Below are 21,785 nucleotides of genomic sequence, written 5' to 3'. Positions count from 1 at the left end.
TGAATGAATAACGCTGATCCTCAACTTGAGCATGTTGATCCAGCTCATCCTGTTGCACCAGATGCTTATATTAGAGTTCTGAACTGTAAGAGTAATTATGTAAATATATTGGCTGGATGGTTTCTAAAAGATGGCGAGAAAAAGTTTTATATCGCAGAGGTAAGAGGCAATGACGTTGAAGCTGGTTTTAACAGGCTTGATTGGTTGACAGAGTTTGACACAATTTATAAGGGCAAATAGGTTTTCTATTTGTCCTTACTTTTTTTATTCTTTTTACGGTTTTCAATAGTTTGTTGAACATCTTCAAAGCTAATCGTATTTATATACCTTTGAACTAATGTTTCAACAATATCTGAAGTTTTAACCATTTGACGTTGCTCTTGTTGCATATCTAATGCTGTATCAATAACAAGTTTAGCTGTTGGGTCCCGGAGACGTACTGTAGATCCCATAACAAATCCTCCAATCAGTAATTTATTATATGTGATTTATTTAATTTATATACAAAAAATATTACAAGTTTAATTTTGTTTTTGATCATATTTGTTAATTCTAGCCATGTTTTATTTCTTTGGCAGTTACCTTGTTTCTATAAAATTGAATCTAGGAGCAAATAGAGCGATTTAGAGGGCTATTTGTCGCAACCCTGCGGGATTGCTTTGTTATTACCGGATAAGGTCCAATGGGAGAAGTTTCACTTCTTCGGTCGTCTAGTCAAAATCACAGATTTTGACTGACTCGCTCGAAGTTTGAAACGGTAATCAAGGAGGGGGATGCTCGCAAATTCCTTCAGTTCGCAACGTGGACACGTTGCTCTGTTAGTAATGTTTAATTCGAAAATATATTTAATTAAATTAATGTTTTTTAACAATATTAACGTTTAAAGATCTTGATTAAAATACATCATTGTATTACAATTTTGGTAAGAAATCGGATAGGCTGATTTCGTATTTTGAGCTGAAAAGCTTATGGTGAAAAAATGAATAATTATTTTAATGTATTAATCATAACTGATTTAAAAATTGGTCGTTTAAAGACTCCATCACATTGTGCATGTGCTGTTGGCCATATTGATATTAAGAAGCCATCTTTTGAATACAATACTGGCTTAGTTGCCTTATCTACTACTATGTATGATTGTAAGGACTTTAATGTTTATACATTAAGTACAAAAGAGTCATTTAATAAGTTTATTTCAACATTAAAAGTTCTTGAAGAATTGATTGGTATTCCTTGTCCTTTCTTAACCGCTATTCAAGAAACATATGAGTTCTATGGTGACTTCATTTTTGAATGTTTGACCTGGTTTAATAATAACGCAGATATATTATTCAGACCTGACCACTTGGGAGAATTCACTAAAACAGCAGATGAGTCTCTTAATTTCCAATTAATGTATTTCAAAGTCTTAGAAACTTTTCGTAAAGCCGGTTTAAATGGTTTTATACAATTCAATACATTGAAAACTATTAATTGATTGAGCTGAAGAGCTTGCGGAGAAAAAAGTGAATTCAAAAGTTAACATTGGTAAAACTTATAGTGTTTTGAAAAGTGAGTTTATACATACCTTAAAAAGTATCGACCAATCTAAAAACATTTATGAAATATTTCATGACTTTGTTTTTTGTTCAGCAGCAGCATTAAGAAACTCAATTGGTCATAGATATCAAAATTTGTTTAACCACAATATTGAAAATGAATATCTTCAACGTATCAATCGTTACGACGTTAGTGGACGTTTAAAAATAAAAAAATTGTTTTATCTGTTGGTGGATTTATGCGAAGCAAAGGGTGAGCCATATGATGTGTTAGGTAGCATTTACATGGAATTAGAAATTGGGAATGATCATATCGGCCAATATTTTACACCAAGTGAGGTATCAAATTTATGTGCTCAAGTTGTTGACCGACCTTAAAAAACAACTTGAGGAAGAGGGGGTGATTTCGATTTCCGATCCAGCTTGTGGAGCTGGCTCAACTTTACTTTCAACTGTAAAACTCTGTTTGGAATCTAAGATACAAGTGCAAGATCACTTGTATATTGAGGCAGCAGACATTGATAGAAATGTTGCTTTAATGTGTTATATACAACTAAGTTTGTGGGCAGTGCCTTGCCGTATTTTTGTTGGTGATACCCTCAAGTTAAAGTATCGTGAATGCTGGTGTAGCTTAATGTATTACGTAAAAGGGTGGGACATAAAATTGCATAGTCAAAAATTAAAGGAAATTGTACATAAAGCTGAAGATTATGTGCCTAATTTCATTTTAATTAATGATTGATTTTTTTATATGCATAGATGTAACTTACACAAGCTTAGGTTGTTGCGGATCCGCAACAACCTATTTAAGACAAATTGGCGCTATAAAATTTAATCTTTTTCTTGCAAAAAAGTATGTTTTAGTAGTATAATTTATTCAGAAATCGGATAGGCTGATTTCAAAATTGAGCAGAAATGCTTGGAGTAAAGAACAATGAAAAAAATCGTAATCACTAACGAAAAGGGTGGGATTGGCAAAACCTCTGTTGCTGTTCATTTGGCACATTACTGTTATGAGCGCGGTATGCGTGTTCTATTTGTAGACATGGATAAACAAGGTAATAGTGGTTTCTCACTTAGTAAAGTTGCGGTTGAGATTAAAGATACCCATAGTCTATTTGCGGATATCCAAAACTTTGAAACTTTAGATAAATACTTTGTTCTTTTTAAAGGTAATAAGAGTTTAAAATCACTTTTTGATCCTACAGAACAAGAGTTTAAACTAGATAAAGTTGAAGAATACCAACGTAATTTCAAATCAAATATTGCTAAGGCTAACGAATTTTTTGATATCTGTATTTTTGATACACCTCCTACAGACGGCCCGTTTCAGCGATTACCTTTGTTAGTTTCTGAATTTGCTCTATCTCCTTTTTTATTGGATAAATATTCAATTCTAGGGCTAAGAGGTATTATTGATACCACACAAGAAATTAAAGAAGTAAACCCAAAAATTCAGTTTCTAGGGCTGCTTCCAAATATGGTTAGTGCTAACTCTGTTACTCAAAAAACAACTTTAAATGAATTGCAGAAACAACTGAGTCATTTAATGCTTGATAAGACTGCTTTCATCCCTAATCGATCTGCAATTGCTGATGCAAGTGAACAACAAGTTCCAGTATGGAAAATTGATAAAACGTCAGCAAAAGATGTAGGGCGAAAAATCAAAAAAATTAATCAATTAGTTTTAGAGAAAATGGGGGTTTAAGCTATGTCTTCTTTATTAGGTGATTTAAACGCAGTTGATAGCTCATTAACTTCAGCAAACTTAAATGCTAACAATAACTCTGACCGCACAATTCTAAAATTGCCGCTTAATCGGGTTAAGTTGGATCCTCAGAATGTACGTCTTGAATATGATCAAGATTATGTAAAAGAACTGGCAAATACTATTTTGCGAGATGGTTTACTTCAGCCTATTTCAGTTAGAGCCGATTCTGATAGTCCTGGTGAATATATTATTAATATGGGCCATTATCGTTATTTAGCTCATAAACATTTGAACTTGGATACTATCGAAGCAACGATTGATAACAAACTTGGTTCACGCCGAGTAAAAATGTCAGAAAACTTATTTAGAAAAGACATGAGTTTGCTTGAAGTTGCTACGAATTTAAAATTGATGCTAGAAGAAGGCGTGGCAGAGAATCCAAAGTATAGTTATGACGATTTAGCTAATGAAATTAATAAGTCAAAGACATGGGTTTCTCGAAGATTACAATTGCTTGAATCAGATGATTATCTAAAAAGCCTTATGGCTAATAAAATGGTAAATGATGCTGAAACTGGCACGATCATTAAAAACTTATTAGCTGAGTATCCAGAAGAAGTTAAAGCGTTAGTAGCAGATCATGAAGGTGCTATTTCATCAAAATTAGCCCGTGTATGGTCTAAAGAGCTGAAGGGTGAAATTATTACCTCAAGCACTTCAGACGTAACACAGTCATCTTTAGAACTTCAGAATTCGCCAAAGGCTGGTGAAAAAAATGAAGATAGTAAAGTGGACAATACTCAAGAGCTCATTACCGAAACTAAAGAGACTTTACAGCAACCTGCAAAAGTTCAAGAATCGGTTGAAAATACTGAAGCAGTGAAAGATGAAAAATCTTTTACGACTACTACTCAAAAGCAAACAAAAGAGATTGTAAAACAAGCAAATGAAAAGGCATTTTCAGAGCTTGAGACAGCTTATTTTAATGGTATTTTGGAAAGTTACGTCAGTATTTTAGATTTAACAGAAAGCGAAGATGAAGACTTAGTATCAGTAGCTTGTGGCTTTTTAAGAAGCTTTAATGATGAAAATACAGCTAATTTGTTTTCGTGGAAAAGCTTAATTCAATATCCAGTACTAGTTAATGAGTTGGCGACTATTTTAGATTCTATGGCGCAATTACATGTATTTGTTCCATCTTCTAATGTTGAAGACTCTCGTATGCAAGTTATTTTAAATCAACAAGACCTTATTTAAAACAACTAACAAGGGGGGCGACCTCCTTGTTTATTTAATAATTCAAAAAGCTATAGAGCTGAAGAGCTTAAGGAGAAACTATGAAATCGTTAGCTTGCAACATGTGTTTAATTACATTTAAAAGCGAGGATTAAAATGAATATTAATTTTAATACTGAAGAATTCCTTGCTACAGCAAAACAGGCTACACACTCACCAGCTTTGTTCCATAAGAAGTCTATGCATAGTCCAATCTATGCAGAAATCCAATTTGATATACCGTTAAACTATATAAGCTCTAAAACTGTACACTTGCGTAAAAATGGTTTTAAGGAATTAAATTGTGCAACGTTTAAAGGTATTCCTGATCTAGTTGATTCTAAAGTTAAGCAGGTTTCAATTCCACTTAAAGACTTAGGGCCGGTTGCAATCACACCGATGCCAGCAATTGGGATTTACTATGAGCTTAATAAGCGAAATAAAGACTATGGGAATGCACTTTTAGAAGTAACAGTTGAAGATCGAGAAAGATCCTTTTCTGATTACAATGAGTTAATTGAGATTTCACAGGGAAAAATTAATAGCTTTAATACACCTGAAATTACTTTAAGACCTATTGAATTTAGTAAATCAAAACTACCTGATGATGAGTTTTGTTTAACTGTTTTTATTGATGATGCTAATTTAAGCAGTAATTTAATAGCAACAGGTTTACCAAGTGTCACATCTATTGCGAGCTTCTTTAATTATGTTGAATTAAAGACAGGCCAAAAAGTTGATTTTGCGATTGGAATTTCTGGTACTGAAAAAAATCAAAATGTCTCAGTGCGTGAGAAAGTAATTAAATATCCAAGAACACGTACAAACGTAGGTGTCGGCCAAGTTGATCAGAGCAATGGAAAATTAGCTCTACATTTAATTATTAGCTGTGAGAGTCCAAGTGCTGCCAATCAAGTACGAGATTATATACTTAATGAAGATATACGCATTGCAACTGGACTTGTTTATCAGAAATCAATTTGTGATTTTGTACCAGAAAATACCTATTGGTTATATGAGGCGGATCCAAAAACAGTAGATGACGATTTAAGAAACCGTTATGTATCCGGTTTTCCTGTATTTCAACCAGATACTTTAGATTATGCAATGCAATTGTATGGAACAAACATAGTTGATAGTAGACATAAATATACCGTTACTTCAAACGGTTATGCACTATTAAATGCACCTACATTCTCAACTTATTCAAGAAGTGAAACAAAACTTCACTGCTATGCAGAAATACTTTACGCAGTTTGTTATTTAAGTGAAGAGTACTTGCCGGACAACTTATTTTGGAAAAAGAAAGAAGTACCTGGGCAGTTGGTTTATTGGTCATCTTTATAAGTAGTGATTAAAAAATGGTTAAATGGGTTAGTGCCTGGTTCTTGGTTATTAATATTTACTCTCCGAATAAACATGCTGTTTATACGATACCGTTCCAATCAGAACAAGAGTGTAAAAAAGAAGTACTTAAGCGTTTAAAACATGATGCTGGTAACGAAATTCTTAGCGTTAAGTTTGGTTCAGAGGTAAAAGAGCGAAGATCATATAGCTGTGATAAAGGACAATTACCCGTATATCCAGTTAAGTAAAATATGCTGTAAGGAGAGCTGAAAAGCTTGAGGTGTTTATGAAAGAACTTGTAATAGTCCTACGTTGGTTCATCGGATTTTTAACATTTCTCTTAGGATTGATGACTTTAATCCTATTTCTTAAATATATATGGGACCTTGTAATAATTAGAAATATTATTCTAATTGTACTTAGTTTCGGACTTTTCGGTATGTCTTTGGATATAAAAGAGGATGATGATAGAAAACTTACTTTGCTGCTTTTAATATCTACCATTTCTATGGTCGGTTTTACAAGTTGGACCTTATTTAAACAGATATTGAATTAATTAAATTAATTATGAGTCGCAAGACTTAAGGAGTTTTAAAATGTTAAATAATGAATTAACAACACAAGTATTTTCAATTGAAAATGAAATGGAAAAACTTGATCTTGATATTGATAGAAAAGATGAAGTTTTAGCAATAGTTGAAAACTTAGATCTAATTAAGAACCCACAAAAGGTACTTGAGTTGGGGGCTAATAACCGTGATTCGTTAGCTGATCTTTCTAACCAAATGCTGTCATTAGTTACTAATGATCAGTTGGGAGTTATGGGAGAATTAATGACGGATATTACTGTAAAATTAAAAAGAACAGACTTTTCCATTGGTAGTGATAAATCAAATATACCGTTGATAGGGGGGCTGTTAGCAAAAATTGGTAATTCAAAAGACAGGCTTATTACTAAATTTAAGACAGTAGAATCACAATTAAATGATAATTTATTGCAAGTAGCAGAAGCTCAGAAAGGGTTGCAATTAAATAATGATAGCTTGACGAAATTATTTGAGCATACAATTTCTGTTTATACTCAACTAGGTTTTGCTGTCATAGCTGGTCGATATAAAAAAAATGAGCTTATTGGCTTGATTGAGTCACTTAACAGTGAAGGTACAGATCTAGCAAAGCAAAGAGCAAATGCATATTCACAAATCTTAGAGCGTTTAGATAAGCGTATTACGGATCTAGAATTGTTGAGATTAAGTGCCTTACAAACGTTGCCTCAGATTACTTTTTTGCAGAACAATAATATTGCGTTAATTGAAAAGTTCCAAACTATATCTGGCTTAACTATTCCAGCCTGGCAAAGACAATTAATGTTGGCCTTGAATATTTTAGATCAAAAGAAATACTCACAATTAGGTGAGGAAATTGATAATTTCACAAACGAAACACTTCTAGAAAGCGCGAAAGATTTTAAAGAAACTTCAATTCATATTGCAAAACAAAGCAATCGCCAAGTTATAGATATTGAGACACTTCAGAAGGTGCAGCTTGATACATTAACTGCTTTTGAAGAAGTTATGGCAATCAACAAAACTTCAGCTCAGAAGCGAAAAGAAACACAATTACAGGCACAACAATTAAATGATCAGCTCAAAAGCCTGGTCGTTGCGGATCCGCAACAATTAAAAATCAGTGCAGATTAACGGGGAAATGTTATGAACACTAAGTACTTATCTGCATTAAAAACAAATTTCATTAATGAAAACGAACTAGACTCATTATTAAGTGAAATTCAGGATTTACCAGGTCATCCGCAATCCCTTACGACCTTACAAGATTGCGGATATAAAATGGGTGTAATCCATGAAGATTACTTTAACGTAATGTCATCATTCACATTTCAACAATTTGAAAAAAGTAAGAGATCTATTCTATACGTCTACGATAAAGAACTAGTTTATAAACATATACAAGCAATACAGAAAGCTAAATATGTACTACCTTTAATTCTTAAGCAGTATGAAAATACAGAGCGAAAACTTAAAGAACTTATCGAAGGTTGTATTGCTGAAAAACAAAAGTATCAAAGGAACTTTGAATTACGTCAAAGACTTAGAGAGGTCTTACAAAAGAAATTAAGTGAACTGACTTCTGATAATGAAGATGAGTATAAAAAGCTATCTAAGCTTAATGATTTAAATAGCCTGCAAATTGTGAACAGTGACTTAAGCCTTAAGTCTTTTGATATGGCTATTAATCTTGCTAAAGATAAATTGGGTAACTTTGATATAGCGAAGACACACGGGGATATGTGGAACACCAATTATTCTATTAAAGCTTTACAGAGTGATAATAAGGCCCTGATAGAAATTTCTAAAGACCCTGAAAAATATGACAAATTCAATATCAGAGACTTATCTTTAGTAAATTATGTTTGCGTCATAATTTTTGTACTTGTTCTTCTTGTAGCGGGATTACTAACGTTAGGTGATAATAAAAGCGAAATTAAAGAACCAGTTCATTTTGCAGCACTTGATGTTTATAACATGGTGAATGGTTCAAATCCTTCTTCAACAATAGGAAAACATAACAAAGAATTCTTTCTAAAAAATTATGAAAGTACGGTTCAAATATATAATAAATCACAGGACGTTTTAGTAGAATATTTGAACGGTTCACGAACTTTGACACCACAGAATAGGGAGGCTATTCAAAAAGGGTATACCATACTTTTGCAGTTAGCAGATTTAAAAAAGGATGATATTACTTTTTCTATTAATCCTGATATTAAGTATTCGTATGAGTATGCTTTAGGAATCACCAAAAAGAATGATAATTTTAGTGGCTTTTGGAACTTTTATTATAAAGCCGTAGTTTATTGGTTTTTATTTATTTTAATCCCTTTTGGCATACTTAACGGTTTATCTGAATTAAGGCAATATGAACTGAGAAATAAAATTAGAAAAATGATTGAGCCATATTATAAGCATAATTAAGGATTAATTTTTAAATAAAATGATTAAAATATAATCCGATATATTGTATTATTGGTACTGAAAGTATTAATAGATTGATGAGCTGAAAAGCTTAAGGTGTTCTCATGAAAAGTGAACTACATTGCTTTGAAAATAAAATAGCTACTATTTTTATAATAGCTATTTTTCTCTTCTTTATATTTGTTTTCATTAAACATTTTGATCATATCCACGCAGCTTTATGGCCTAAAGTTAGTGCTCAAGGTGAGCCATGCTTATATAAAACAGTAGGTTATATAACTTCTCCGAAAGACGGTACATCAACTGAAATAAAAGGTTGGGTGTGCCCAACAGATAAAAATATAAGTTCATCAAATAGGTAAAAGTATGGAATCTATATTATCGAACTCTCCAACATCCAAAGTTTATTCAAAAATAAAGTTTCAAGAGTTATTTAAGTCTTATCGTATAGCAATTATATTCTCAATAATATTTTTAATATTCGCATTAAATCAGAATTTTTTTCTAGGTGAATACAAAGATAGGCAGAGTAAAACTTGAAGTGCGACATAAACCACCTAATTAATTTAAAGGGTTTATGGAGTATATAAAATTGTCATACCATCATCTTAACTTTGAAGATCGTACTGCATTAATGCTTGAGTCAAGAAAAGAAGGCTTTTCAGCCAGAAAATTTGCTGAACTTATTAAAAGACATCCTAGTACGATCTATCGTGAGCTTAAAAGAAATAGCATCAATGACGTTTATCAAGCTCAATATGCTTCTGATAACACTTTTGCTAGACGTAGACGTGGTCACAGAAAACTCAAAATCGATTCAATCCTCTGGAAATTTATTGTTGAAGCGATCCGTTGTTTATGGTCTCCTCAGCAAATAGCAAAGCGTTTAAAGACATTTCCTGATTTGGATCAAACAATGAATGTAAGCCATACAACGATTTATTCAACGATACGAGCATTACCCAAGGGTGAGTTGAAAAAAGACTTATTATCCTGTCTACGTCATGAAAATAAAAAGCGAAAAGCTAACGGTGAACCTAAAAAAGATTCTATATTACAGGATATTAAAACTATTCATGAGCGCCCAGCCGAAGTTCAAGAAAGAAAAATACCGGGTCATTGGGAAGCTGATTTAATTAAAGGTAAAGACAATAAAAGTTCGATAGCAACACTTATTGAACGAAATACACGGCTCTGTATCTTGGCAACATTACCTGATGCAAAGGCAGAATCAGTGCGCAAGGCTTTAACTGAAGCTCTGAAATATTTACCTGCAGAACTGCGTAAAACGTTGACCTATGACCGTGGACGTGAGATGTCAGAACATAAAATACTCGAAGAAGATTTAGGCATAGATGTATATTTCTGTGACCCACATTCACCCTGGCAAAAAGGCACATGCGAAAATATGAATGGTTTAATTAGGCAATATTTACCTAAAGGGATTGATTTAAATCAGGCAGATCAGCATTATTTAAATCAAGTTGCCATGTCACTGAATACTCGTCCTAGAAAGGCGTTAGATTGGCTTACACCATTAGAGAAATTTGCTCAGCTTGTTGATTATCATATGGCTTTTGAAACTGTCGCACCTCATGTTTGAATTCGCCGTGTTTCAACATTAGTTTCTACCAGCTATGCTGCTTCTAGATCTAGTTACAGCTCTTCATCAAGCAGAAGCTCGTATTCATCATCATCGAGTAGTAAATCATATTCTTCAAGCTCTCCGAGCTCCTATACTTCTCGACCAAGTAGTAGCATAAGTAAACCAAGCTACACACCTTCTAAACCTTCAGCAACCACCACATATAAACCAGTGGCTAATACCACCTCCAAATCTAATCCGACAACCAAAACAGTTAAACCGGTAGTGAAAAGTACTGAAGTAAAACAACCTGTTCAAAAACCGTATCCGGTGCAAAATAATAGCCTAAGCAGCTATGATAGATTTAAACATGAACAACATCAAAAGCATAAATCTTCAAATGATTGGATGACTTGGATGTTGTTAGCTTGGATCGTGTCCGGCTCTTCAAATAGTCATGCATCAAACTCTTCAGTTGAAACAAAAGAAATCGTTGTCGATTGCAAAACCTGGTTAAAAGAGAATGGTCATAAGTCTAATGACATTGAAAACCTATCAAATAAAGACTTTGCAAAGATCAAAGCATACTGTGAAAAAGTTGATAATAAATAATTGAATTATTTAACGAGCCGAAGGGCTTATGGAGAGGTTATGAATAAATCTAAATTTAGCTATGCTGTTGACTTCAATAATGAAATTGTTGGAACTTTATCTGCTAAAGAATACTTCAGTATTGTAAAGAAGGCTTATACGGATTTAGTTTTTTTAAAAAAACATGTTTGGCCATTAGTGATGCACTTTCTGAATGCATTTAGTAAATGCCTTGTTCCTTTTAAAAGGGTTAAAGAAATACAAATTTTAGTGAGCTGAAGAGCTTAAGGTGATACTGATGAAAAATATACCTCTAATATTTGCCCTGGTATTAGCTTTATCCGGGTGCATGAGTGACGAAGATTTTGCTTTTGCAAAAGAAGAAATTGTAGAAAAAACTATCAATACTTACCTTCAAGATCAATATTCGATGATTGTAATAAGCGACATAAAAAATGTAACTCCATCGATATATAGTACTTGTAGTAAATATTTGAATATTAATAAAAGGATGATCAAGAAACAGAGGGTTAAATTATCTATCAGAAGTATCGAGTCTGAATATGTTTTAGATAAAGATGTGAATATTAATGATCTCAAATCATGTGTTGACGATTATTTGGTAAAAACCCCAATTTCAGAAGAGTCAATGAAAAATCTGAAAGATGATACAAGAGTTGAGCAATTCAAAAATGATCCTGAAGTACGTTCGTTAATTGATAACGCTAAAGCTGATCATTTAATCAGCTATTATGAATACCAGACAATACTTGGACTAGTGTTGAAGAAACATTACGACCATGAAATTGATTTGGGTAAAGCTGCATACCAACATGACTTTCAAAGTCTTTAAAAGTAGCTTATCAGAGCATTAAAGAGCTGAAGAGCTTTAGGAGAATTTGATGAAAAAACTAGCTGTAATGATCGCCATTGCTTCGATATTATCTGGTTGTATGACAAAAGATAGTCTTAATACCTTAAAAAAATTGGTTGTAGAAAAAGAAATAAAAGATTATGTAGCAAGCAATTATCCGATTGAGTCGCTAGAAATTGATCTATTAAGTTCAGAAATTTACGATAATTGCATGGATGTAATTAATATCAGTCAACTTTCGCTTGTTAAAATTGAATTAAATAAGGAAACAAGGTATGTCTTGAAATCAAGTGTAGATACAAAACCATTAAAAAAATGTATAGATAATTATTTAGCAAAAAAACCTGTCTCAAACGATGCAATGGAAGATCTAATTTCGAATCCTTATTATGAAAAATACAAGAATGAACCTGACGTAAGAGAAATAATTAATAAAGCAAAGATAGACAATCTTATAACCTATCATGAGCAAAAGGAAATACTTGATTTAGTTAAAAATAAACGTCTCAATCAAGCTCTAGCCGAAAACAAAATTTGGTATCAGAAACAAATTCATGATCTTTAGTGTGTGGTAATTAGCTAGGTGTCTCCACAATAATTTAATATCTGTTGGAAATATTTTGGCGTTCCCTACGGGCCGGGCTAGTTGGCTTCGCTCGAACTCCAAGCGAAAAAGAGGATCCATCGAGTTTAAAATCAAGTTTCATGCAAAGCCTGAACCTGATTTTAATACTCGATTCAAATCGTAAGCGTCCGCTGAATCCCATACCTATTTTTTAATTCGATTTAGGTTTCCAGCAGTGCGGCAGTAACTCTTCAATCTGGGTCACTTTATGTGTCGGTAACCTTTTCAGCACATCACTTAAATAGGCATACGGATCCAGCCCATTCAGCTTTGCTGACTGGATTAAAGTCATGATGTTTGCCGCTCGCTGACCACTGCGCAGCGAACCTGCAAACAGCCAGTTCTTGCGCCCCAACGCCCAGGGACGCATCTGATTCTCTACCCAATTGTTGCATATCGGTAGATTGCCATCATCCAGATAGCGGCTTAAGGCTGGCCAACGCTTCAGAGTGTAATTGATGGCCTTGGCGGTGGGAGAACTCGATGGCACTGTCAGATGATGTTGGTTGAGCCATTCATATAGTTGTTGCATCACTGGTTGACTATGCTGTTGTCGGTATTCGCGGCGGTCTTCCGCTGTACCATCGGTCTTTTTCCTGAGTTCTGCTTCTATTGTTAGCGGCAATGTAAAAATGACCCCCCAACAGCATTTGAAAATTGACCCCCTTGGTTAATATAGTGGTCTTTTTGGACTGCTCAACATGTTAACTTTGGAGCAAGCAGTGACAATCCAAATACTTCATCAACAAGGTCAATCTATTAAGGCAATTAGCCGCGAACTCGGTATTTCTAGAAATACTGTGCGTAAATATTTACGATCTCAAGTAACACCTAAATATCAACGAACACAATCTAAAGTGAGTATTCTTGAGCCTTATAAACCGTATTTAATCAAACGTGTAAATGCCGCCGATCCAGAATGGATACCGGCTGCAGTGTTGTATCAAGAAATCTTGCAAAAAGGCTACACGGGGAAAATTAGAACACTACAAAATTATCTCAATACATTAAAGCCAACTAAACAACCAGAGCCGATTAAGCGATTTGAGACTCAACCAGGTCAACAAATGCAGGTTGATTTCACAAAAATTCGACGTCATCACACCACATTAAAAGCATTTGTTGCAACTTTGGGATACTCTAGAGCAACCTTTGTTAAGTTTTATGATCATGAACGTTCTGATGCATGGATTGATGGCTTAGAAAGTGCTTTTCAGTTCTTTGGTGGTGTTCCTAAAGATGTATTATTTGATAATGCTAAGGCCATTATGATTGAACGTGATGCTTATCAAGATGGTCAACATCGCTGGAATGCTAAATTACTTGATTGTGCTAAGAAATATAACTTCCGACCACGTGTTTGTAAGCCATATCGTGCGCAAACAAAAGGTAAAGTAGAACGCTTTAATAGTTATTTGAAATCAAGTTTTATCGTGCCATTAAAAGCAAGTTTAAAGGTGGTTGACCTTAGCTTAGATGTTGATATGGCAAATGCCTATATTGGTCGATGGCTTAGTGAAACAGCAAATCAACGCATTCATGCAACAACTAAAGAAAAACCAAGTACTCGTTTGCTTGAAGAACAACAATATTTTTCTTCATTACCTTTATTTAATGATGGTTCTAAAAAATCTGTAATTGATGATGTTAGCCCATCATCACTCATACCTCATGAGAGTGTTCAACACCCCTTATCAATCTATGATGAATTACTGGAGGTTTCTTAATGAATTTACAGTATGAGCGTATTGAACAGCTTTGCCGTCAGCTTGGTCTACAAACAGTGGCATCACAATGGTCACATCATGCACAACAAACCTTAGCAAAGGATGGCAGTTATGCAGATTTCGTTGAAGCTATGCTATTACATGAATACACAGCCAAGCAGCAACGTAGTCAACAGATTCTTTTACAACTTTCAGGTCTTACTCAAATCAAAACGTTGGAGGCTTATGATTTTAATTATGCTTTAGGTGCTCCAAAGTCGCAGTTGCTTGAACTATTTAATTTAAGCTTTATTCCAAGAGCTGAAAATGTTGTATTTATTGGTGCAAGTGGTGTTGGGAAAACACATCTATCAATGGCTTTAGGCTATAAGGCAATTATGAATAATATTAAGACTAAGTTTATTACTGCAGCTGATTTAATGTTGCAACTTAGCCTAGCTTATCAACAAGGTAAATTAAAAAACTACATGCAACGTGTTGTACTTGCTCCAAAGTTATTGATTATCGATGAAATAGGATATTTACCATTTGGTCGTGAAGAAGCAAATTTATTTTTTAATGTTATTGCCAAGCGCTATGAAAAAGGCAGTACGATTTTGACCAGTAATTTACCATTTAGCCAGTGGTCTAAATCATTCGCAGATGATGTTACTTTGACAGCAGCAATGTTGGATCGTTTATTACATCATTGTCATGTTGTACAAATATCTGGGGAAAGTTATCGTCTAAAAGATAAAAAGAGAGTAGGAATTCAACCACAAATTGAGTCTTAATAAATCATCAAAGGGGTCAATTTTACTTTGCTGTTTTAAGGTAAAAGGGGTCAGTTTTAAATTGCCGTTGACACTATCGCATACAGTTTCTGAATCAGCACCAATGCCTGTTCAGCGACCTGACTTTTCCCGGTCACATGCAGTTCATGGAATTTACGACGTGCATGGGCCATGCAGCCGACCTCTATGACCTGGCCTGATTTAAAGCGTGCTTTATAACCACTGTAATCATCACAGACTAGATTGCCCTGCCAGCCTTTCAAGAACTCTGCAGCATGCTGGCCTGAACGACTATCCTGAAAGTCATAGATCACCGCCTGAACTGGATTGTACTGTGTGGTGGCATAGGCCCAGACATAACCTTTCTTCGGTTTTTTCTCATTCTCACCCATCCGCATGATGGTGACCGGTGTTTCATCTGCATGCAGCACCCGCTGTTGCAGCACCACCTCTTTTAAGGCATTGGCCAGAGGTTCCAGTTCTACACCGCAGCGACCTATCCAGTCAGATAAAGTTGATCTAGAAAGTTCGATTCCCGCCCGCTGATAGATCAGACGTTGACGGTACAGCGGCAAATGATCGGCATACTTCGATACCAGCACATGGCTGAGCAATTCAGGTGAAGCAATGCCTTTATCAATCACATAGGCGGGCATCGCTTGCTGAGTCAGAGTGTCACACTGATCACAGACCCATTTACCACGCACATGCTGTTCCTTATAGAACTGTGCCGGTCTGAAATGCAGTTTCTCACTGACATCTTCGCCGATACGACGGAGTTGGCATCCACAAGTGCATTGGGTTGATGCAGGTTCATGCTCAATACGGATGGTGTGTAGATGATCTGGCAGTGGTCGACGTTTAGGTTTATTGGTTTTGGCTTTCTGTGTCGCTGCATCGGTTTTATCTGCATTTAATCGTTCTAATTCCAGATCAACAGCAGCAATATCTTCTTCAACCGCTTCATCCCATAGGTGGATTTGTTTTGCCGTTAAGTGTTCATTCTTTTGGGCGAATTTGTGCTTTTTAAACAGCGCCAGTTCATGCTCGTATTTTTGATTGAGAATAGAAAGATGTTGAACTTTGGCATCCAATTGTTGGTTTGATTGTGCTAGAGACTGATGCTGCATCGCCAACTGTCTGGTGAATTCCAGCAGTTGTTCATGGGTCAGTTGGCTTAAGTCAGGCAGCGTATTCATGACCGCAGTATGCCTGAGGTCATGAAGAGAATGAAATAGAACGTTTGGAGGATGGCAGAATGGTCGAGCTTGGTTTAGAGCATATTCACCACTTGCTGCAATCCAATTCTCTGCCAGGGCAAACCTTGGATTAATGCCTGTAACTGTTCCGGGCTGAGGGCCACGGTTTCACCTTGGTGAACTTGAGCCCAGTGAAATTTACCCTGTTCCAAACGCCGGGCACACAGCCAGATGCCCAGTCCATCATGTACCAACACTTTCATACGATGACCACGTTTATTACAGAACAGGTAGGCGCAATGCGGTTTGATGTAGCCAAAGGCTCTCACCACCTGAGCCATGACAGTATCCATTCCTGCTCGCATATCCATGGGCTGGGTAGAGAGCCAAATTTCATTGATACGGATCATGTTGCCAGTGCCTTGAGTAATTCTGCCAAGGCAGGTATTTCTGATGTCTGCCATTTTAGCTGAATATCATTATTCGTATGAGGCACGGTGATACACAACGTGATCCTCTCATCAATAGGTTGGCTGATTGCAGCAGTGTAAGGCAAAGCAATAAATGCTGGATTCACATGAGTAGGATCCTGCACGGCACCCTCATGATGGCTGAAGATCCTGATCCAACGACTGACAAGGTTGGCATTAATACTATGTTGCAGTGCGACCGAAGCGATCGAGGTATTAGGATTTTTACAGGCATTGACAATACTGAGTTTGAATTCTTTGCTGTATGTTCTGCGTTTTTTAGCAACAGGAGGTGTTGCTGAATATATATCCATGTTCATGGATTAAGTCCCCACTTGTTTTTAGGTGGGAACTAAATTAAGGCTTATAGGACCGCTTGGTAAGGCTGTGTTAGCCGGATGCTTACTTCAAATCCTCTTTTTTTTACGCTTGTATTTCGCCCCTTACGGGCAACATCCCTAACGCAGCATGATCGGATGCTGTTTATCTTTAAAATTGAATCTAGGGGCAATTAGAGCGATTTAGAGGGCTATTTGTCGCAACCCTGCGGGATTGCTTTGTTATTACCGGATAAGGTCCAATGGGAGAAGTTTCACTTCTTCGGTCGTCTAGTCAAAATCACAGATTTTGACTGACTCGCTCGAAGTTTGAAACGGTAATCAAGGAGGGGGATGCTCGCAAATTTCATCAGTTCGCAACGTGGACACGTTGCTCTATGATAAACGTGCAAAACAAAAAGAGGTTGTGTTAACACAACCTCTTAGGTCTATCTTAAATAGATATAGCAACATGCTTTCCGTTAGGTAACTCAACATCTAACCTTACTTTGCCACCCATAGCTTCAACATATTCTTTTAATGATGAAATCTTAAGATCTTTACCTAATTTTTCACGTTTTGAAATAGCAGCTTGGCTTACACCTAGATTTTTTGCAATTTCAGCTTGAGATATTTTTAACTCTTCCCGTAGGTTCGATAGGTTAATATCCAATAGCATTTGATTTGCCATTTTCTTGATGCGTTGTTGGCTTTCAGGTGAGCGTTTTGAAATTATATCGTTTAATTTAGCCATTATTTATCTCCGTAATTATCACGTAAATATTGCTCATATTGTTCATCTGCAATCTTGATCATTTCTTTATAAAAGGCTTTTTCATTTAGCCCTTTCTTATCTCCAGCACACAAAACAATGGCTTTACGTTCTGGATCAAATGCAAAGAAACCACGGATCGGATGACCTTTAACTTGCACACGTATCTCTTTCATGTTCGGATATTTTGATTCTTTAATAGTATCAACATGAGGCCGGCCTAGATTTGGCCCCAGTTCTGACAAAACAAGCAAAGACGCTAAGATTTTATCTTGAGCATTTTCATCTTGTTCTGCCAACCAAGAATCAAAAAGTTCTGTTGTTTCTACATCCCAAGCCATTACAAATCATCATAAAGTTGATACTTTATTTTATAACCTTTAGGTTATATTTGCAAGCATAACCTTTAGGTTATATTTATGTTTAAGTGTTTGTTTATATTGCGTTAATAAATTTGTAAGTGGTCGAGAATGTGTTATAATTAAAAGGTGAAATCGGATAGGCTGGTTTCAAATGAGCAGAAATGCTTAAGGTGAATATTATGAAAAAAGCAACTCTTATAACTAACAATCTAGGCCATCTAGTTTGTTCAGACTCACTAATTTTCAAGTCCAAACTTACAGGCAAAACAATTTATTTATCACCCTCTCATTTATCGGCACGAATTTTTGAAAAAAACTCAAAAAAGCTAAAATGGGAATACTTTAATTGCTGGTCTGATGGGCTGAATCTGGTAAAAGAAATATTTAATAAAGAGCTTATAGAAAAAGAGAAAACTAACGCATTCAAAGAAAAACTTATTCCAGGTTCAATTCTTGTTTCTAGCTGGGGATCAGAACAAACAAACGTAAGTTTTTATCAAGTAATTTCATCTACTGCAAAGACTGTAACACTTCGGGAGATTGAAAAATATCGTTTTGAAGAAGACATGAGAGGATGGGTTACTCCAAAACCGAATGAATTTATAGGGCCAGCATTTAGAAAGAAAATAGAGTCTGAATATGTTCAGATTGGAAATCGTGAAATTGCTAGATTATTAAAATTTACGGTCATAGATGAAACTGGAACAAAAGTTTATGAGCGTCAAAAATTCACTAGTTACGCTTAAGACATATATTTTAGCCGTTGCGGATCCGCAACGGCTACGGAGGTAAATATGGACCGCGAACACTTCATGGATTTTTTCAGGAATGATGAAAAACTTGAACAACTAACACCAGATGATCGGATAGAAATTTTTTTGAACGTTTTACTAGGCAGTAGTGATATAGATGTAAAACTTCTAAATGAACTTTTAAACAATTATGATATTAGTAATATCGTAATTAGTGAAAAATAATCAAATATGAATGAATCGGATAGGCTGATTCTATTAATATTGAGCTGATAAGCTTAAGGTGAGTTAATGAAATACTTTATAGCAAATTTATATTTTTATACCCGTAAAGAGCTTCTAGCAATTGCTGATGGAAAAGATGAGCTTGTTGATTTTCTAGATAGAATAAAAGGTTCTGAGTTAGAAAGCGCGAAACTTACAAGTGCAGAACGTGCATTTTTGAATGTTTATCAATCTGCTGTGTCAAATACTTTGGAGATGATGAACATTGATGTTTCTACATCTAGCTGGATGATTGGCAATGGTTTTTACGTCCCTTCTATGGTTGAAGATTATAACAAAACAAATATTTCTATTTTAGAAGTAGTACTGTTTTGTAATATCACAGCATTAAAAACATTGATCAAAACTGATACTGCAATAATCGAAACAAGGTTTGTTGAGTTTCTAATTAAGTACGTTGAAAAAATAGAATCGGTACATTGCTCAGATGATAAAATTTTTAAATTAGAACTAGGAAATAAGTATGAATTTGAGTTACATCAGGAAGGATACATTTTCGTAGAAAGAATTTCAGATGATGAAATTTTTAATGAACAATTTCTAGATTCAGAAATTTTGATAAGTTTGCTGTATGCGAAAGAAAATGAGAATGAGATTATTCCAGTAGGTACTTTTCACAGTGTCTCAGGGGTATATGATGCACTTGATTTTAAAAGTGCTATTAAACCTCTTTTACCAGATATTGAGCTGCTGGCATCTTTCTAAACAAACGGGCAATAATGCCCGTTTTTTTTAAAAATTAAATTTATATTAATACAAAAATATGTTTTTGATGTATAATAATTAAAGGAAGTTGGATAGGCTAACTTCAAAATTTGAGCTGAAAAGCTTATGGTGATTAATATGAAAGACAATAATCTAAAAGATTTATTCCAGTTCCTCTTAAACCATAAAAAACTCATCCAGTGTGGGATTACAGTTAGTCAGGGCAGCTACTCAATTACCGATCTTAATGAAGGTGTTTGTGTTTTGGTTGAACGAAATGTTCCATTCAAAGAATACTTATCTTTTCTAGAAATTATGGATAAATGGCCTGAGAAAAATAATGATCGAGGTTATACAGTTAGAATTGAAGGCGAGGATCCCTCAGAGATATACCTTGACTATTATGAGAATAACAAAAACATGTATGGCAATTGTTCATATGGCAAGAAACGATGGGATCTGATTTTATTTGTCTATCAAGAACTATTGGAAGCAAAGGAAGTCAGCTATTTAGAGGCTTGAATAAATCAAAAACAAAACCCTTTTTGAAACTTTTTAACATGAGCTGAAGAGCTTAAGGTGGCATAAATGAACTTACAAGACTTAATTAGCGAAAATGAATTTTTTATCAGGAATCTTAATGTAGCTCAGTATGACGGGCTGGATGAGTTGACAAATTTAGATGAATATAAATCTGAATTTTTGGACAAAATTAGAAAACTCAATTTTGGCAGTAATGAAAACAGACTTTTGCAAATTTTAGCGCAAGACGTTTTTGAGGAAGTTTACGAATACTGTGTATATCAAACCTTTGTAGAATGTTGCATGAATACAAAATGGATGACTGCAAATGGTTTTTTCTTTCCAGTTAATTTTGATCTAAAAGAAAAATATTATGAAGATCCAGAAGCGGGATATGTGATAAATACATTCGATGTAATCATTAGTGCAAATCTCCATGCAATATACCAAGTAAGACATAATGGAAAGGTATATTTTGATGAACATCAAGAAGAGATTCTACAGTTTTGGGCTGACTACATTATCGATATTTTACGTCGAAATAAGCGTCAGGCAGACAAGTTTATTATAGGTAATAAACTAGAATTTGATCTTCAAACTGAAGGGTATGTATTTCCGTTAGATATGGATGAAGATACTTTTTATCAAACATTTAACGAAGCAGAAATTAACTTCTATATCCTTCAGCAGAGTGGAAAAGACTACAAGATAGAGAAGTTTTCTAACACGTACAATAACGGTGGAGCAGAAGAAAGTAAGATGGCTTTTGAATGTTTCTTAAAGTTCTATCCATACACAGACTTAACTTTAATAGCCAATTTTTAAACATAAGGGGCTTCCCAACGGAGGCCCGCATTTAATCTCTAGATAGAGGTAAATATTCAAGTGATGCGGATCCGCAACCATGAGGATTTAAAGATGAAAAATTCAATTGATAAATTAAATATGTTGAAAATATTTTTAGGCAAGTGGTTGTATATCTTATTAATTTTATTGGTTGTAGTCACTATTCTAATGTGCATCAAAATGAATATTGTAGGCGATATCTAGTAGGTGAAAATTAAGGTTCAGTAGGTTTAAAAAGCAATGAACGATTAAATAAATCATTTTCACATGAACCTAACTGCTAAAGCTAAAATACATAAAGCATTCTATGCAATAAAAATATGGTGTTTAGACGTAAAGTTGATGAAGTACGAAAAGCGAGAGAAAATAAAGTTCTATTTTTTGATTATGAGCAGCTTCATACGAAAGAAATTTTTGAGCTTTATAAAGTAAAAAATAATCTTACTTGATTTTTTTTTAATCTTTTTATGGGCGTTCCCTACGGGCCGGGCTAGTTGGCTTCGCTCGAACTCCAAG

Annotated in this window: 27 protein-coding genes and 2 pseudogenes; 22 read left to right on the top strand and 7 right to left on the bottom strand. The window is 34.8% G+C overall.

Annotated features, from left to right (window positions below):
• The first annotated feature begins 3 nt into the window (after nt 1-3).
• On the top strand, nt 4-240 hold the full coding sequence (locus tag EGS71_RS00415) for a hypothetical protein (RefSeq protein WP_001057663.1): 237 nt from the start codon (nt 4-6) through the stop codon (nt 238-240).
• A 5-nt stretch (nt 241-245) separates the two neighbouring features.
• On the opposite strand, the gene EGS71_RS00410 is transcribed toward EGS71_RS00415, so the two are convergent.
• Nucleotides 246-452, bottom strand: a complete 207-nt coding sequence (locus EGS71_RS00410; protein WP_000535990.1) for a hypothetical protein — start codon at nt 450-452, stop codon at nt 246-248.
• Nucleotides 453-979: 527 nt separating this feature from the next.
• On the opposite strand from EGS71_RS00410, the gene EGS71_RS00405 reads away from it, so the two are divergent.
• The 14 genes from EGS71_RS00405 to EGS71_RS00330 all read left to right on the top strand — a co-directional run bounded on the left by EGS71_RS00405 (nt 980) and on the right by EGS71_RS00330 (nt 12,479).
• Nucleotides 980-1,477 (top strand): hypothetical protein, encoded by a 498-nt coding sequence (locus tag EGS71_RS00405; protein WP_001067227.1) that lies wholly within the window; start codon nt 980-982, stop codon nt 1,475-1,477.
• A gap of 28 nt (nt 1,478-1,505) precedes the next feature.
• Nucleotides 1,506-1,916 (top strand): type I restriction-modification system subunit M, encoded by a 411-nt coding sequence (locus tag EGS71_RS00400; protein WP_001998891.1) that lies wholly within the window; start codon nt 1,506-1,508, stop codon nt 1,914-1,916.
• Entirely contained in the window at nt 1,891-2,280 is a 390-nt protein-coding gene (locus tag EGS71_RS00395; protein ID WP_002016330.1) for a hypothetical protein, read from the top strand. The genes EGS71_RS00400 and EGS71_RS00395 overlap by 26 nt, the downstream gene beginning before the upstream one ends.
• A gap of 192 nt (nt 2,281-2,472) precedes the next feature.
• Complete coding sequence (locus EGS71_RS00390) at nt 2,473-3,246, top strand: ParA family protein (RefSeq protein WP_000724905.1); 774 nt, start codon at nt 2,473-2,475, stop codon at nt 3,244-3,246.
• Between the two features lie 3 nt (nt 3,247-3,249).
• Nucleotides 3,250-4,506, top strand: coding sequence for a ParB/RepB/Spo0J family partition protein (locus EGS71_RS00385; RefSeq protein WP_000096600.1), 1,257 nt, complete (start codon nt 3,250-3,252; stop codon nt 4,504-4,506).
• A gap of 135 nt (nt 4,507-4,641) precedes the next feature.
• A complete protein-coding gene (locus EGS71_RS00380) occupies nt 4,642-5,871 on the top strand; it encodes a hypothetical protein (protein ID WP_001024502.1) in 1,230 nt (409 codons plus the stop codon).
• Nucleotides 5,872-6,467: 596 nt separating this feature from the next.
• Nucleotides 6,468-7,571, top strand: coding sequence for a toxic anion resistance protein (locus tag EGS71_RS00365; protein WP_000933769.1), 1,104 nt, complete (start codon nt 6,468-6,470; stop codon nt 7,569-7,571).
• A 12-nt stretch (nt 7,572-7,583) separates the two neighbouring features.
• Nucleotides 7,584-8,864: a hypothetical protein gene (locus EGS71_RS00360; RefSeq protein WP_001093570.1), complete on the top strand. Its 1,281-nt coding sequence runs from the start codon at nt 7,584-7,586 to the stop codon at nt 8,862-8,864.
• A gap of 104 nt (nt 8,865-8,968) precedes the next feature.
• Complete coding sequence (locus tag EGS71_RS00355) at nt 8,969-9,226, top strand: hypothetical protein (protein WP_000834290.1); 258 nt, start codon at nt 8,969-8,971, stop codon at nt 9,224-9,226.
• A 272-nt stretch (nt 9,227-9,498) separates the two neighbouring features.
• A complete protein-coding gene (locus EGS71_RS00350) occupies nt 9,499-10,467 on the top strand; it encodes an IS30 family transposase (RefSeq protein WP_012308653.1) in 969 nt (322 codons plus the stop codon).
• A gap of 213 nt (nt 10,468-10,680) precedes the next feature.
• A complete protein-coding gene (locus EGS71_RS22595; RefSeq protein ID WP_002011402.1) occupies nt 10,681-11,061 on the top strand; it encodes a hypothetical protein in 381 nt (126 codons plus the stop codon).
• A 39-nt stretch (nt 11,062-11,100) separates the two neighbouring features.
• Nucleotides 11,101-11,319, top strand: coding sequence for a hypothetical protein (locus EGS71_RS00340; RefSeq protein WP_001043201.1), 219 nt, complete (start codon nt 11,101-11,103; stop codon nt 11,317-11,319).
• A gap of 19 nt (nt 11,320-11,338) precedes the next feature.
• Nucleotides 11,339-11,893, top strand: a complete 555-nt coding sequence (locus EGS71_RS00335; RefSeq protein WP_000790084.1) for a hypothetical protein — start codon at nt 11,339-11,341, stop codon at nt 11,891-11,893.
• Between the two features lie 49 nt (nt 11,894-11,942).
• Entirely contained in the window at nt 11,943-12,479 is a 537-nt protein-coding gene (locus EGS71_RS00330; protein ID WP_000731978.1) for a hypothetical protein, read from the top strand.
• Nucleotides 12,480-12,690: 211 nt separating this feature from the next.
• On the opposite strand, the pseudogene EGS71_RS00325 reads toward EGS71_RS00330, so the two are convergent.
• A pseudogene (locus EGS71_RS00325) lies at nt 12,691-13,152 on the bottom strand (IS66 family transposase); the annotation flags it as partial.
• Nucleotides 13,153-13,240: 88 nt separating this feature from the next.
• Between EGS71_RS00325 and istA the strand changes: the two are divergent.
• Entirely contained in the window at nt 13,241-14,266 is a 1,026-nt protein-coding gene (istA, locus tag EGS71_RS00320) for an IS21-like element ISEc57 family transposase (RefSeq protein ID WP_002009888.1), read from the top strand.
• On the top strand, nt 14,266-15,039 hold the full coding sequence (gene istB / locus EGS71_RS00315) for an IS21-like element ISEc57 family helper ATPase IstB (protein WP_001053381.1): 774 nt from the start codon (nt 14,266-14,268) through the stop codon (nt 15,037-15,039). The genes istA and istB overlap by 1 nt, the downstream gene beginning before the upstream one ends.
• A gap of 74 nt (nt 15,040-15,113) precedes the next feature.
• On the opposite strand, the pseudogene EGS71_RS00305 reads toward istB, so the two are convergent.
• From EGS71_RS00305 to EGS71_RS00285, 5 genes and pseudogenes are all read right to left on the bottom strand, one after another.
• Nucleotides 15,114-16,238 (bottom strand): annotated as a pseudogene (locus EGS71_RS00305) (IS66-like element ISAba25 family transposase); the annotation flags it as partial.
• A gap of 74 nt (nt 16,239-16,312) precedes the next feature.
• On the bottom strand, nt 16,313-16,648 hold the full coding sequence (gene tnpB / locus EGS71_RS00300) for an IS66 family insertion sequence element accessory protein TnpB (RefSeq protein ID WP_000619347.1): 336 nt from the start codon (nt 16,646-16,648) through the stop codon (nt 16,313-16,315).
• Entirely contained in the window at nt 16,645-17,028 is a 384-nt protein-coding gene (locus tag EGS71_RS00295) for a transposase (protein ID WP_001055589.1), read from the bottom strand. The genes tnpB and EGS71_RS00295 overlap by 4 nt, the downstream gene beginning before the upstream one ends.
• A 451-nt stretch (nt 17,029-17,479) precedes the next feature.
• Nucleotides 17,480-17,779, bottom strand: a complete 300-nt coding sequence (locus tag EGS71_RS00290) for a helix-turn-helix domain-containing protein (protein ID WP_001096429.1) — start codon at nt 17,777-17,779, stop codon at nt 17,480-17,482.
• The gene (locus tag EGS71_RS00285; RefSeq protein WP_000312250.1) at nt 17,779-18,138 is read right to left on the bottom strand and encodes a type II toxin-antitoxin system RelE/ParE family toxin; all 360 of its coding nucleotides are present in this window, start codon (nt 18,136-18,138) and stop codon (nt 17,779-17,781) included. Before EGS71_RS00285 ends, EGS71_RS00290 begins: the two co-directional genes overlap by 1 nt.
• 200 nt (nt 18,139-18,338) lie before the next feature.
• Between EGS71_RS00285 and EGS71_RS00280 the strand changes: the two genes are divergently transcribed.
• The 5 genes from EGS71_RS00280 to EGS71_RS00260 all read left to right on the top strand — a co-directional run bounded on the left by EGS71_RS00280 (nt 18,339) and on the right by EGS71_RS00260 (nt 21,248).
• Nucleotides 18,339-18,905 (top strand): hypothetical protein, encoded by a 567-nt coding sequence (locus EGS71_RS00280; RefSeq protein ID WP_000710385.1) that lies wholly within the window; start codon nt 18,339-18,341, stop codon nt 18,903-18,905.
• 48 nt (nt 18,906-18,953) lie between these two features.
• Nucleotides 18,954-19,136, top strand: a complete 183-nt coding sequence (locus tag EGS71_RS00275; RefSeq protein WP_000373385.1) for a hypothetical protein — start codon at nt 18,954-18,956, stop codon at nt 19,134-19,136.
• 66 nt (nt 19,137-19,202) lie between these two features.
• A complete protein-coding gene (locus EGS71_RS00270) occupies nt 19,203-19,901 on the top strand; it encodes a hypothetical protein (protein ID WP_000873188.1) in 699 nt (232 codons plus the stop codon).
• A gap of 138 nt (nt 19,902-20,039) precedes the next feature.
• Entirely contained in the window at nt 20,040-20,423 is a 384-nt protein-coding gene (locus EGS71_RS00265) for a hypothetical protein (protein WP_000654348.1), read from the top strand.
• Nucleotides 20,424-20,489: 66 nt separating this feature from the next.
• Nucleotides 20,490-21,248 carry a hypothetical protein gene (locus EGS71_RS00260; RefSeq protein WP_001053127.1) on the top strand — a complete coding sequence of 253 codons (759 nt, stop codon included), beginning with the start codon at nt 20,490-20,492 and terminating at the stop codon, nt 21,246-21,248.
• The last annotated feature ends 537 nt before the right edge of the window (nt 21,249-21,785 follow it).

This window comes from Acinetobacter sp. FDAARGOS_559, from assembly GCF_003940475.1.
GTDB lineage: Bacteria > Pseudomonadota > Gammaproteobacteria > Pseudomonadales > Moraxellaceae > Acinetobacter > Acinetobacter baumannii.
This window is presented reverse-complemented; position numbering and strand designations above follow the sequence as displayed.